This window comes from Acinetobacter sp. SH20PTE14, assembly GCF_021391555.1.
In the GTDB taxonomy this organism is placed as follows: Bacteria; Pseudomonadota; Gammaproteobacteria; order Pseudomonadales; family Moraxellaceae; genus Acinetobacter; species Acinetobacter amyesii.
Map to the genome: position 1 here is coordinate 2,670,579 of NZ_CP090067.1, position 14,308 is coordinate 2,684,886.

At 39.2% G+C, this 14,308-nt stretch carries 12 protein-coding genes; 4 read left to right on the plus strand and 8 right to left on the minus strand.

Going from position 1 to position 14,308, the window contains the following annotated elements; translation table 11 throughout:
• Position 1: 1 nt before the first annotated feature.
• The 3 genes from LXF01_RS13060 to LXF01_RS13070 form a co-directional block, all read right to left on the minus strand.
• Positions 2–1,159 carry an 8-amino-7-oxononanoate synthase gene (locus LXF01_RS13060; RefSeq protein ID WP_233944513.1) on the minus strand — a complete coding sequence of 386 codons (1,158 nt, stop codon included), beginning with the start codon at positions 1,157–1,159 and terminating at the stop codon, positions 2–4.
• Entirely contained in the window at positions 1,156–2,448 is a 1,293-nt protein-coding gene (gene bioA, locus LXF01_RS13065; protein WP_233944514.1) for an adenosylmethionine--8-amino-7-oxononanoate transaminase, read from the minus strand. Before bioA ends, LXF01_RS13060 begins: the two co-directional genes overlap by 4 nt.
• 86 nt (positions 2,449–2,534) lie before the next feature.
• Positions 2,535–3,266, minus strand: a complete 732-nt coding sequence (locus tag LXF01_RS13070; protein WP_233944515.1) for a YqiA/YcfP family alpha/beta fold hydrolase — start codon at positions 3,264–3,266, stop codon at positions 2,535–2,537.
• 190 nt (positions 3,267–3,456) lie between these two features.
• On the opposite strand from LXF01_RS13070, the gene LXF01_RS13075 reads away from it, so the two are divergent.
• Positions 3,457–4,023: a peroxiredoxin gene (locus tag LXF01_RS13075; protein ID WP_180073181.1), complete on the plus strand. Its 567-nt coding sequence runs from the start codon at positions 3,457–3,459 to the stop codon at positions 4,021–4,023.
• A gap of 57 nt (positions 4,024–4,080) precedes the next feature.
• On the opposite strand, the gene ftn is transcribed toward LXF01_RS13075, so the two are convergent.
• The 3 genes from ftn to LXF01_RS13090 form a co-directional block, all read right to left on the minus strand.
• On the minus strand, positions 4,081–4,545 hold the full coding sequence (gene ftn / locus LXF01_RS13080) for a heteropolymeric bacterioferritin subunit Ftn (protein ID WP_067762676.1): 465 nt from the start codon (positions 4,543–4,545) through the stop codon (positions 4,081–4,083).
• A 361-nt stretch (positions 4,546–4,906) separates the two neighbouring features.
• Positions 4,907–5,881, minus strand: a complete 975-nt coding sequence (gene rlmF, locus LXF01_RS13085; protein ID WP_180124382.1) for a 23S rRNA (adenine(1618)-N(6))-methyltransferase RlmF — start codon at positions 5,879–5,881, stop codon at positions 4,907–4,909.
• Positions 5,882–6,231: 350 nt separating this feature from the next.
• Positions 6,232–6,720 carry an immunity 26/phosphotriesterase HocA family protein gene (locus LXF01_RS13090; RefSeq protein WP_233944516.1) on the minus strand — a complete coding sequence of 163 codons (489 nt, stop codon included), beginning with the start codon at positions 6,718–6,720 and terminating at the stop codon, positions 6,232–6,234.
• Positions 6,721–7,146: 426 nt separating this feature from the next.
• Here LXF01_RS13090 and LXF01_RS13095 point away from each other — a divergent pair, with 426 nt between their 5' ends.
• Positions 7,147–8,235, plus strand: a complete 1,089-nt coding sequence (locus LXF01_RS13095; RefSeq protein ID WP_233944517.1) for an SDR family oxidoreductase — start codon at positions 7,147–7,149, stop codon at positions 8,233–8,235.
• Positions 8,236–8,296: 61 nt separating this feature from the next.
• Here the strand turns inward: LXF01_RS13095 and LXF01_RS13100 are convergent, their stop codons facing one another.
• A complete protein-coding gene (locus LXF01_RS13100; protein WP_233945478.1) occupies positions 8,297–10,474 on the minus strand; it encodes a TonB-dependent receptor in 2,178 nt (725 codons plus the stop codon).
• Between the two features lie 430 nt (positions 10,475–10,904).
• Positions 10,905–11,954, minus strand: coding sequence for an outer membrane protein Omp38 (gene omp38, locus LXF01_RS13105; protein ID WP_078190085.1), 1,050 nt, complete (start codon positions 11,952–11,954; stop codon positions 10,905–10,907).
• 378 nt (positions 11,955–12,332) lie between these two features.
• Here omp38 and LXF01_RS13110 point away from each other — a divergent pair, with 378 nt between their 5' ends.
• Both LXF01_RS13110 and LXF01_RS13115 read left to right on the plus strand, forming a co-directional pair.
• A complete protein-coding gene (locus tag LXF01_RS13110; protein ID WP_180025009.1) occupies positions 12,333–12,854 on the plus strand; it encodes a GspH/FimT family pseudopilin in 522 nt (173 codons plus the stop codon).
• 113 nt (positions 12,855–12,967) lie between these two features.
• Entirely contained in the window at positions 12,968–14,143 is a 1,176-nt protein-coding gene (locus LXF01_RS13115) for a thiolase family protein (RefSeq protein WP_180011606.1), read from the plus strand.
• Positions 14,144–14,308 lie beyond the last annotated feature (165 nt).

Below are 14,308 nucleotides of genomic sequence, written 5' to 3' on the forward strand. Positions count from 1 at the left end.
CTCACAACAATTGAGTCAACTGATCCAAATCAGTTTGTGTAATCTGAGCAGTGAGTGAAATGCGTAAGCGCGAACTATGCTGCGGCACAGTGGGTGGACGTACAGGCATGATATAAAAACCTGCCGCTTGCAAAGCTTGAGCCTTGGCAACAGTTTTATTCGACTCGCCAATAATGACGGGCACAATATGTGATGTAGATGGACAATCAAAACCTTTGTCTTGCACCGCTTGTTGCAAATTTTGACTGATTTGCTGTAAATGGTGACGCTCTGCTTTTAAATTTAAAACATTCTTGAAAATAAAATCTGTCCACGCCATACAGATCGGGGGCTGTGCAGTACTAAAAATCAACGGTCGCATCGAGTTAATCAAATAGTCACGAATAATCGCATGACAGATGAGATACCCCCCTATTGAAGCCAGTGCTTTACCAAATGTCCCGACTAAAAGATCAATATCATCCATCACCCGATATTGCTCAGCACAGCCTAAACCACGCTCACCGCGTACACCGATTGCATGCGCCTCATCGACATACAACATCACTTTAGGAAATTGTTTTTTGATCCGTACCAATTCAGCCAAATCGGTTTCATCACCATCCATACTAAAAATCGATTCAGTCACCACAATAATCCGCTCAAAAGCCTCATCTTCATGGTATTTACATAAAAGCTGAGAAAGATGCGCCAAATCATTATGGCGATAACGTACATATTTCGCAGTCGATAATCGGATGCCATCAATCAAACTGGCATGAATTAACTTATCCGCCAATATCAAGGTTTTACTGTCTGCCAGTGCAGGTAAAATCCCGATATTCATGTGATAGCCGCTGTTAAATAACAGTGCAGATCGACCATGAAAGGCATCACTTAATGTTGATTCAAGTTGTTCATATTCAGAAAAGTTTCCTGTCAATAAACGCGATGAGGATGAACTCATCCAACGCTGTGCGTTCGGGGTTTCATCAAAAAACTGTTCACGTAGACGAAGGTTTGAAGCCAAACCTAAATAGTCATTTGACGCTAAATTCAACATATTGTGATCGTGAATACTAATGTAACGATCGTGCTGATGATTTGAAGTGAACTGACGTAAGTTGCCTTGCTGTTTTAGTTGATCAAGTTGATCTGAAAAATGGTTGAGCAGATTCATGCTGGCTGCACCATGTTTTTTACCACCTCAACCATGTGTTCTAACAAATTTTTTAATTCATGCTCTGAAATAATATAGGGTGGCATAACATAAACCAGCTTACCGAATGGACGAATCCAAATACCACGACGGACAAACTCCTGTTGTAGGGTTTTCATATCTACATTAAAGGTCAATTCCACCACACCAATTGCACCAAGTATTCGCACATCTTTGACATGTTCAAGCGATGAAAGTGCTGGTAAATGAAACTTCAATTGTGTTTCGATACGTCGAATATTCGCTTGCCAATCTCGAGACAGCAGCAGTTCGGTACTTTTTACAGCCACAGCACATGCCAACGGATTTGCCATAAAGGTTGGGCCATGCATAAACACACCAGCTTCGCCTTGGCTGATCGTATTCGCAACTTTCTGCGTGGTTAGAGTTGCAGACAAGGTCATATAACCGCCTGTCAGTCCTTTACCAATACACATAATATCTGGCTCAACTGCGGCCCATTCCCAAGCAAAGAGTTTTCCTGTACGCCCGAAACCTGTCGCGATCTCATCGAAGATCAGCAAGATATTGTATTTTTCGCAGAGTAATTTAGCTTGACGCAAATATTCAGGATGGTAGAAACGCATGCCTCCTGCACCTTGCACAATAGGCTCTAGAATCAATCCCGCAACATTTTCATGCTGTTCAGAGAGAGTCTTTTCTAGTTCAGCAATATCCGCAGGATTCCACGCTTGGTCAAAGCCAACTTGCGGCGCAGGAACAAAAATTCGATTTGGCAAACTTGGGCCAAAAATTTGATGCATCCCTGTCACTGGATCACACACAGACATCGCATTCCAAGTGTCGCCATGATAGCCAGAACGTGGTGTGATAAAATTGGTTTTATTCGGTTGATGCAAAGACGCCCAATACTGCACTGCCATTTTCAAGGCTACTTCGACAGCAACCGAACCTGAATCAGCAAAGAAGATTTTATCTAAACTGGGCGGGGTGATTTTTAACAGTAATTTAGCCAGTTGAATCGCGGGATCATGTGTCAATCCACCAAACATGATATGAGACATCTGTTGCAGTTGATCGGTCACAGCTTGATTTAGCTCAGGATGGTTATAACCATGAATCGCACACCACCATGAAGACATACCATCAATCAATTGACGACCATCTTCAAGCTCAATCATCACCCCTTGCGCACGTTTCACTTTAAACGTTGGAAGGGGCTGAGTCATCGATGTATAGGGATGCCAAATATGCTGCTGATCAAATTGTAGATCGGTTAAATTGGCCATCCCTCACTCCATGTATCAGGCTTAAACATCAATGTGGCAAGATGTTAAACCCACGGCAAGGAAAAATAAATTGCCATAAAGCCCAGCTATTCAGAGATTTGTTCTATTTTCTTTAAATATTGGCAGATTTTGCAACTTATGACTTCAGATTGAAACAATGGAAAGCCATGTGAGCCAGAAACCAATTCAGTCTCCAAAAACTTTACAGCTAAATTACGCAGTAAGCGTTCAACTTTGTAACTAACTAAAAAATCTTGCTTAGCAAACAAATGGTATTGATGACCAGTGTAATTTTTCAAGATACTGACATTTTTAAGCTTCTCCAAACAGTTCAATCCTGCTCGAAGCACATCTAAATTTTGCGCTTGAATCAAACTTTGCAAGGTGATGAAATCTTGCTTGCTGCTATCAGTGCCCTGACAAACCATATAACCAAACTTTTTTAGGGTCGAAATTGCATCCTGCTCGAAAGATTGTTTGAAGCTTTGAAAACTGACTTGATCCATCGCAGCAGGCCACTGTTCATCAGCCACAAAACTTGGATTTGAGCCAAGTGTGATCAGCACTTTTTGTTGTTGATATTTTTTTTGAATTTCATCTACCAAAATCGTCGCCAATTGACCACCAAGAGACCAGCCAATAATCACATCAAATTGCTGCGCCGATTCAACTTTCTGTTCGAGCACTGCTAGATTTAAGGCATCAAAAATATTCCATAATTCGACCTGATAACCTTGCGCGATCAATGCCTGCTGTAAAGGAGCCAGTAATTTACGACCGCCGCCCCAACCAGTAATAAGTAAAATCTTTTGTTTCAATGCAAACTCTAAAATTAAACGATTCCAAATAGTATAAAAGCTCAAAGCAAGTTTGAAAGTGGCATTTCAGCACATCAACCGATTTGCCAAAAGACATTCGCAATCGACTTTGATAAATATAAAATCAGCTAGCCTACAGCACTTTAAAATTTGCTAAGATCAGATAAAGAACGATATAAACTGATGCTCTATGAAAGTTTCTTCATTGCTAAAAATCTGTTTAATGACATGTGCTTTAATAGCAACTACCCAAATCACAGTTGCCGAAACATCAATACTCAGCACCAGTCAAAACAAACAAAAACAATGGGTAGGCACACCCGCACCCAACTTTAAATTGCAAGATCAAAATGGAAAATGGCACGAACTGAAGCAATATCAAGGCAAATGGCTTGTTCTGTACTTTTATCCCAAAGACAACTCACCCGGTTGTACAGAAGAAGCCAATCAATTTAAAACCCTATATCCACAATTTTTAAAAAGTAATGCGGTTGTTTTGGGCGCAAGCTTAGATGATGTTGCATCACATCAAAAGTTCTCTAAAGCACTCGGACTTCCCTTTCCAATTCTTGCCGACCAACAGCACAAGCTGGCTACTCAGTTAGGTATTGTACGAAACTTAGGGATTTTGAAAGTTGCCAAACGTGAAACCTTTCTCATTGACCCGAAAGGTATTATTGTTTATCACTACACCAGTGTGATTACACAGACACATGCGGCGCAAGTCTTGGCAGATATCAAAAGACTACAACAATAGTTTTCATGCCCCAATAAAAAACCCAGCAGAAGCTGGGTTTTTTGGATATTTTTTAAATTACATTTGAGACTGAATATAATTTGGTAGGCCAATAAGTTCGATCAAACGCATTTGCTTTTCAAGCCAGTAAGTATGATCTTCTTCAGTATCTGACATTTGCTGACGCAGCATATCACGGGTCACATAGTCACCCTTTTCTTCACACAATTTTACGCCTTGTGCAAGTTTCTCACGAACATGATATTCAAGCGCCAAATCCGCTTTTAAACAAGTCACAACGTCTGTACCGACTTCAATATCATCACGATTCATATTCGGCGTTCCTTCAAGGAACAATACGCGCCGAATCAATGCATCTGCATGTGAGCCTTCTTCTTGGCTTTCATGATCGATACGTTCAAAGATTTTACTTAAGCCCCAATCTTCATACATACGGGAATGAATTAAGTATTGATCACGAGCAGCCAGTTCGCCACCGATCAGCATATTTAAGTAGTCTACGACTTCTGGATTGCCACGCATTTTCTTCACTCCATACCCTTTTCAAATATTATGGACAAGTTTCAAAATGAATGCAAAATATAATTTTTGTAAGTTTATGATTTATATAAAATTTAAATGATAAACATACGCATTTGCAGTTCAATTCCGCGCATTTTTCACATATAAAAGAAGCCCTTGCAGAAAATTTAAGGCATTTAGAACACGAAATAATCAAAAATCGCTGGATGCTGTTTTTTGTAACAATTAACAATGCGTCTTGTTTAGCAAAAATATCTCCTGATTGATTCAACACACTGAGCTTATCGCTATGGGAAACTTTATATTGATGCCCTATGCATTGCTGTCAAAGACAAGGCGAAAATCTCCAACGAAGACAGACTTAAGCTGAAGTCCAACGTGCATTCTTCCACGCTTGCTGTTGCCTTAAATCTAGAAAAGTCCAAGCGACAAAACGGCTTTCTTTTTGTCCCTGCGTCATTTTAATGGTTTTCACATCCACTGCACCGCTCTTCGCTAAGGCCTTTAAAAGCACTGGCAATGTTGTTTTCTTGGAAACCAGCGTACTAAACCAAAGACATTGTTCAGCAAACTGGATGCTCTCTTGTACCATTTGGCAGACAAATCGCTCTTCGCCGCCATCACACCAGAGTTCGTTCTTTTGACCGCCAAAGTTTAATACCACCTTGCTCCGATCAACTGGCTTGCCCAGTTTTCTTAATTTTTGCGTTGCTGTCGCGTTGGCTTCATCTTGTGAGGCATGAAATGGTGGATTACACATAGTCAAATCAAAACGATCTGAAGGTTTAATCACACCATTGAAAATATTGCTCGCTTTTTTCTGCAATCGAATCTGAATGCCTTTACGCAGATTCGGATTTGCCTCCACAATAAATTGAGCACTTTTAACCGATGCAGCATGTATGTCTGAGCCTACAAATTTCCAGCCATAGCTGCGATGACCAATAATCGGATAAATACAGTTCGCGCCAACCCCAATATCTAAAACTTGAACAGCGTGTCCAGTTGGAATCTGAGCTTTATTGTTGGCACTCAACAAGTCAGCCAAATAATGAATATAGTCAGCTCTGCCTGGAATAGGCGGGCAAAGAAAATCTTTGGGAATATCCCAATATTGAATGCCATAAAAATGCTTGAGCAATGCTTTATTGAGCATTTTCACTGCGTGTGGATCAGAAAAATCTACCGATAAATCATTATATTTATTTGGGCTGACAAAAGGTGCAAGTTCCGGACAGCTCTTGATTAACTGCGGAAAATCGTAACGACTGCGATGCAGATTTCGTGCATGTAATTCCGATTTTTGCTGCGGAAAAGATTTCTTTGCTTGCGCCATGTGTATGCCAATATTCAACGGGAGAACAGAATCATCTGATAAGGCAGGATCTATACCTGCAAATTAGTCAATATTGTACGTGAATTTGACCGTAATGACGCCCCCATCCTTTTATTTATCTATCTGCAAAATTAATAACGACTTACACATCTATGCTTATTTTATCTGAACATTTTTGTTTGCTATCTCATTAAACAAAACCGTGGAACATTGATTGAATAATAGTCGCAAAACATGAAGAATCAACAAAAAAAACCAATCAGTGTTGATTGGGCTTTTTATATAAGTATAAGATATTGATTTATATGAAATAAAAAATAGAATTTCGTGTAAGGTGTATTATGTTAATTTTAAGATGCAGAGGGTTTAGGGCGTAATTGTTTAACCCACTCATTCGGAACACCATTAAAATGATCTCTTAAACGATCTTCTACATGTTCAGGATCCCATACAGCAGCACGTTCCAAATCTTTTACTTCTTCATATGTTGCTGGAATATCGATACCCTCAGTTCCATCTTCATAATAAATAGAAATTGAATGATCAAACATATCTTGCTTAAAGAAGTAAACCTTCTGTTTTAAATCGTCATTTAATTCTACATTCCCAATAATATACCATTTCTCGGATTTAAATGCGTAATTCATGACAGGTACTTTAAACAAAATCGAATGTGATGTTATGAAATTAACATTCAATTCTAAATTTTTCGTCTGTAAATTGTAGAACCCTGCCAATGGAGATTTTAAAACTATGCCATAGCCATAGCTTAGATTCCCCAAATTAATTGCAATCACATCACCTTCTTTAATTCTCTTACGTTTTGTTCTTTGTTCCATAATTTCTGATCTACTTACCAAAATCTCAAATACATTCCTGCAAATAATAAGGTTCTGTCACATTAAGAAACTAGCTTAATTTACTATTGAGCTTTACAGAAGCTAATAGAAATAACCTATTTAACATAATGGCTGTTATACGAAATGAAGAAGCCTATAACTCTGATCTAAGCTTTAAATTAAAGCTCACAAGTTAGATATGACTCTTTGTCCATTTATTTGTGAGATTTTGCGTCCATAATCATAATAATATGCATCTATCCAACATTCATCCCATATTCACACTTTTTAAGATCATAAAAAAGTACTTTTACAGCATTCACATGCATTTTCTGCTGAATTTAGAGCGTATTAAACCCAATCATCAACATATATTTTTTCAAATCAATCAAAGACAAAACCAAATATTCTCAATATGATAAAAAAATGCGTCAATTAAAGTTGAAGAATATGAATAGCAAGACAACAAAACAGATACTCGTCACAGGTGCGACAGGCTATATTGCCAGTTGGGTCATTAAAAACTTACTTGAATTAGGGCACACGGTACATGCCACAGTTCGTGATCTGAATAAAACATCAGGATTTGCACATCTCGAAAAAATTGCAGCTGATACAACTGGCACTTTAAAACTGTTCCAAGCCAATTTATTAGATGAGGGTGCATTTGATTCAGCCATGCAAGGTTGTGACATTGTGATCCACATGGCATCCCCTTTTGTAGTGACCAACTATAAAGACGCAATAAAAGACATTATTGAGCCGGCTATTTTAGGCACTGAAAATGTACTCAACAGTGTCAATAAAACAGAATCTGTACAACGTGTTGTCGTGACTTCAAGCATCGCATCAACCTATGGTGATGCCATTGATATTCTACAGACCGAGCATAATGAATTTGATGAATCGCATTGGAATACCTCCAGTTCAGAAACTCATCAGCCTTATCCATATTCAAAAGTGATGGCTGAGCGCAAAGCGTGGGAAATGCAAAAAGCACAACAACGCTGGGATTTGGTTTGTGTAAATCCAGCCTTAGTGATGGGCCCTTCATTAACAGCATCGACTCAGTCTGGCAGTGTTGAGGTTTTACAGCAGTTTGCCAATGGTATGACTTTGGCCGGTGTTCCACCAATGTGGAATGGTATCGTCGATGTTCGCGATGTTGCCGATGCGCACGTACAAGCAGCTCTCAATCCCTCAGCGAGCGGACGTTATATAATTAGTGGTGGCACATTAAGCCTATTAGATATGGGCAAATTATTGCGCGCACATTTTGGGAATAAATTTCCATTTCCGCGCAATACCTTACCGAAGTTTGCCTTTAAAGCATTTGGCCCTCTTGCAGGTTTCCCACGAAAGTTTGTTGAACTGAATATGGGTTACCCAATTTACTTTAATGCTGAAAAAAGTAAAAAAGAATTGGGCATTGAGTACCGAGATATTCAACAAAGTGTGGTTGAACATTTCCAACAACTCCTCGATGACGGTGTGGTTAAGCAATATATTCCGTAAATCATTCATTTGCAAAAAAGCCACCTGACGGTGGCTTTTTATATAATATAACTAAACTAACTTAGAAATCAAAAGTCACGCCGACTTTATAGGTACGTGGACCACCCACTAAGGCATAACCTGAGTTGAATGTACCTTCCCAATATTTCTCATCAGTCACGTTAGCAATATTGGCTAAGAATGTAGTATTTACACCACCCAAATTGGTTTTATAACGCGCACCTAAATCTAAGATTGTATAGTCTGGTAATTTAAGACTATTAGTTTCATTTAAATATTGTTCACTCACATAATTTGCACGCGCATTCACATTTAAACCATCTACATAAGGTACCGCATAATCTAAGCCAAGCGTTGCGGTAAAGTCAGGAATACCATATACCGTATTGCCTTGATTAGTTACACCATTTTTCACCGCTGCTTTGGTATATTCAGCATCGATATAAGCCAAACTACCCATCAAATTTAGTCCAGTATAAATCTCTCCAGAAAATACCCACTCGACGCCACGCGACCTTGTTTCTGCATCATCTGTTGTGATTTGATTGACACTACTACCTGTAATTCCATCAGAATAATCAGAAGACATCGTCGATGGTTTTTCAATTTGATACAGTGCAAATGTATTTAACCAACTACCTGTTTGATATTTAGCACCCAATTCATATTGTTTGGTTTGGAATGGCGCAAAGGTGACATTATTGTTGGCATCTGCAACATTATTCACCGTTACACCTTCAGAAAGACCTTCAACATAGTTTGCATAAATAGAAAGATTCTCACCAAATGGTTTAACCACAACACCTAAGCTTGGGGATATTTTATCGTCTTGATAGCCTGTTTTTTTCTGTAAATTCTTGGTATCGATATCCTGATAGCGTGCACCAACAATCAGCTGCAATTTATCATTTAACATTGAAATCTGATCAGATACCGTATAGCTGGTATATTTATTATCTAAATTCGGTTTAACCATTGGGTACGCTGAAGGCATCCCTACAGTCGTGTTGGGATCATACAAATTAGTTGAATCAATATTCTCTTGCGTCGCTTTCACATGCTGATCTGTTTCTTTGGTCAAATAATCAGCTCGGACATTTATAGCATGTTTTATAGCACCCGTATTAAACTTATAATGAATATCTGTATTTGCTGATGTAATCGACTCAGATGACCCCGTACGATAGTACTGAGATGTGGCATGACCATCTGCTTGGCCGACGACAAGTCGCGTACCAAAAATATGACCACTATACGCCTTTTCAATATGCCCTACACCTGCATAAACATTTAAGTCAGGTGTAAATGCATATTCACCACTTAAGCCTACAAACTCACTATCAGTATGGCCTTCCAAATTTTTAAAATAATTGGTATCACCTTTAGGTGCAGCAAGCACACCATTATAGGTATGGCCATGTGCATCTTTGACACCAAATGCTACCATCGCAGGCGAACCGCCATTACGATCATCACGTACCGCATAGGCATCAAAATTCAGTTTCAATTTATCCGTTGTATAGTCTGCAGCAATTGCACCTGATGCATGTTTATCTTCCATGCCTTCAATAATGTGCTCACCTTGACCATAAGCACCATTCACACGTAAGCCAAACTCTTTTTCAACACCAAAACGACGAGATACATCAAAGCCCGATTGGTAAAACCCACCTTCTTCCATTGAAGCTGAAACTTGAGTTTTTTCTTTATCTGCACGCTTAGTTTTAGCGATGACCACACCACCGACGCCACCAGCAGGCGACATACCTGCAACCAAGGTATTCGGACCTTTTAAAACCGTTACCGAATCTAGAAATTCAGTCGGTACGCGTCCATAAGGCGCCATACCGTACATACCATTGAGTGCAATGTCATCGTGATTGATGTCAAAGCCACGAATATTAAAGTTTTCGTTTAAATGACCTTGGTTGGTTGTTATACGAACACTCGCATCATTTCTCAGCACTTCACCCACGGTGATCGCTTGCTGTTCTTCAATTAACTTTTCGCTATATGCCGTCACGCTAAATGGCGTATCAACAATTTTTTGATTTCCCAATGCACCAAGGTCTGTATTTGCTTTTAACTTGCCATTCGCAATTTGTTTTTCTGCAGGTACCTCAACCTCAATTTTCTCAAGCACCGTTGTATCCGCTGCAAGCGCAGAAGTAGCCCCTCCAACACCGAGTAGCACCATAGTTATTGAACGTACTAAGTGTGTTTTTGCAAAATTATTCATCATTTCAAGATTAGTTTTATTTGAATAAGAATCATTATTATATTTAGAATAATTCTTAACTGCATCATGAATCCCGATGAATATATTTTTTTAATGAAAAATATAAATATTCATTTTCTATAAATTGTAGATAAAATAAATGTAACTATTTGTTTTTAATTAATATTATAAAAAATTAAATCAAAAACTGTGCATGTTAAATTAAAGCTCTTAGGCAAACAAATGATTAATTAATATACAAATAATTTGAATTTTTACATGCTTTATAACCTTTGAATAGATGTATCCATTTACATCCTACGATTATTCAAAAGTTAATAAGGCATTTTGGTTAGTGCCTTTTAGCCAAATTTAAGTCTCTTTTTTAATTTTTTAACAAAAAAAAGCGACTCAAAAGAGCCGCTTTTTTCTAACCGAAGTTAAACTCAAATTATTGAGCTTGACCAGGTTGAGCCACTACAGTACGGCTACCAGAAATCGTAGCGAATACGCGACGGTTCATAGCACGGCCTTCTTTAGTGTTGTTGTCAGCGATCGGTTGATCCCACGCGAAACCTTGAGTAGATAAACGAGCTGGGTCAACGTTGTATTCGTTAACAAGTGAAGATTTAACAGAGTTAGCACGAGCTAGGGATAAACGTTCGTTTAGAGCACGTGGACCAGTGTTATCTGTGTGACCTTCGATGTTAGCTGTAGCATTAGGGTATTCACCTAATTTTTCAGCAACTTTAGCGATTTCAGGTTTGTATTGATCTTTGATGTTAGATTTGTTTGTATCAAAGAACACACGAAGTTCCATGTTAAGATCTTCAGTCAACTCTTGAGGAGCTGGAGCAACTGGAGCAACTGGAGTTACAGGAGCAACTTCAACTACAGGAGCAGCAGGTTTCAAGTGACCGCCAAGAACTACGTTAAGACCAGCTAAAGCTGTGTAGTTCCAGAAATCTTCATCGATGTTGTAAGTAGCACGAGCTTCAGTACGTAGAGATAAAGCATCGTTTAAGCGCCAGAAAGCACCTAGACCAGCATTACCCAAAGTACCTTCTTCAGTAGTACCACGGTCAGCACCTAAACCACGAGCAGCAGCTTCGTCAAATTTGTATTTGTAGTGACCAGCACCTAACAATACATATGGCTTAACTTTGCTGTCATAGTTTTTAGTGATCAAATCAGAAGTAGCATAGAAGTTACCGTTGATTTGAGTTTGTTTGTACTCACCCCAATCAGTATCCACATCGCCTTTAACTTGGTTGTATTCAGCTTCGAAACCTAACCATGGAGTTAATTCAACACCAAGTGCTGCACCAACAAACAAGTCGTCTTGTAGCTCTGGACCTTCAGTAAGGTTGCCACGGCTGTTGTTGTGTTCAGAATCTTGGAAAGTGTAACCAAGCATTAATGGAGTAACAGTTACGCCTGCGTTTGCAGCTGCTAAAGGAGCAGCTACGAGCATTGCTAATGCAATACGACTCATTTTCATGGATTTATCCTCCAGAGATAACAATTGTTGTTCAAGCTCAAGCCGAAAAATTGGCTATCCTGAGATAGGCTTTCTTATACCCCAGTTTTTTTTTTAAGCTATTCACGCTGAATCATACAAACACTTTTTTCTTTTTCCAAGTGCTTGATTAATCTAATCAAGTAAATTATTGACAAAATTACTTACAATTTCCGTTGTAATTCGGTAAATTTTTACTCAATTTTGAGCAGTGAATCGCCTATTGTCACTTGCTATTTTCATTTTAACAGCTTTATCTAAAATTGAGTAATAAAATTCTATACTCAAAATTAATATCGCCATTAAAAACACATATAACATTAGACATATAAAAATAATATTAATTTTTGGATTAAATCAATGCTTTACAATAAAGAAACCGGCTTTACGTTATTTGAACTTTTGGTCTCAATTGCGATTATGGTCATTATCGTGACGATAGCTTTACCACATTTCAACAATTTAATGGCGCAGCGAGAAGCAAATAACATCAAATTGACTATTCAGAATCACAATGCATTCGCACGGGCTCAGGCCACTATTTATCATTCCAATATTGTGATTTGTCCTAGTCTTAACTTTAAACTTTGCCAACCTAACAACTGGAACAGTGGTCTGATCATATTTATTGACAGTAATAAAAACCGTCAAGTCGACGCAAATGAAAAAATATTGCTGCAAGATAAACTCAATTTAAAATATGGCGATCTGTCTTGGCGTGGGACTCTACACATTCCAAGTCTCACCTTTCAGGCTAGCTCCGGTTTACCCAATGGTTCAAATGGTAGTTTCTACTACTGTTCGAAATCAACGCTTCAACCGATCCGAGCAGTCTTAAGTCGAATGGGACATATCCGATTTGAAAACCCAACCAGTTGCTAATTTGAGAACCGGTGAGTCCAAAGCAGCCTTTTAAATTTGCTTTATTCCTGTTCAATTTTACTTATACTGCTGACGTATTCAAAAATTAATGTATAAGAAAATGGAGACATGTAATGACTGATATCGTCATCGTGAATGGTGCCCGTACAGCAATGGGTGGTTTTCAAGGGAGTTTAGCCGCTGTCACTGCACCAGAATTAGGCGCAGTTACGATTAAAGCAGCCATCGAACGCGCGGGTTTACAACCGACAGATGTTGAAGAAGTCATTATGGGCTGTGTGCTTCCGGCTGGTCTGAAACAAGGTCCTGCCCGTCAAGCGATGCGTAAAGCCGGTCTTCCAGATTCAACTGGTGCCGTAACCATCAACAAGCTGTGTGGTTCAGGTATGAAGGCCGTGATGCAAGCGGCAGATATGATTAAGGCAGGTTCGGCTCAAGTCGTGGTTGCAGGTGGTATGGAGTCAATGACCAATGCCCCTTATGTTTTGACCAAAGCACGAGCTGGCTACCGTATGGGCCACGGTGACGTTAAAGATCATATGTTCTTAGATGGCCTAGAAGATGCAGAAACGGGCCGACTCATGGGTTCTTTTGCGCAAGATATGGCAAATACCAAAGGCTATACACGTGAACAAATGGATGACTTCGCCATTCGCTCGCTTAAACGTGCTCAAACTGCAATTACTGAGGGTTATTTTGCTGACGAAATCGTGCCTGTCACTGTTTCGAGTCGTAAAGGCGATGTGATTATCGATAAAGATGAACAGCCTTTTAACGCTAATATCGAAAAAATTCCAACGCTGCGCCCTGCTTTTGCTAAAGATGGAACGATTACCGCTGCCAATGCAAGTTCTATTTCTGATGGTGCATCTGCTTTAGTTTTAACTTCAGCAGATCAAGCTTCAGCAAAAGGTTTAAATCCGCTCGCAAAAATTGTGGCTTATGCATCAAATTCACAACATCCATCCGAGTTTACCATTGCACCTGTAGGCGCAATTCAAAAAGTTCTAGATAAATCGGGTTGGAATGTTGCTGATGTAGATTTATGGGAAATCAATGAAGCTTTTGCCATGGTCACGATGTGCCCTATTGATGAATTTAAATTAGATGCTGAAAAAGTAAATATCAATGGTGGTGCTTGTGCGCTTGGACATCCAGTTGGTTCTACAGGTTCACGCATTATATTAACGCTGATCCATGCATTAAAACGGACAGGTGGTAAACGCGGTATTGCAGCACTGTGTATTGGTGGCGGTGAAGCGACTGCTGTGGCGATTGAATTGCTTTAATGCTCTGTAAACTCCCTTCGCAAAGGGCGATTTAGAGGGAATATTCTTTAATCCTCCCCTAACCCCTCCTTTAATAAAGGAGGGAGACTGAAAAATCCCTCTGTAAGAGGGATTTTTTATGCTTACATTTTAGACATAAATTGTTCACATACAGGTCAGCAAAGG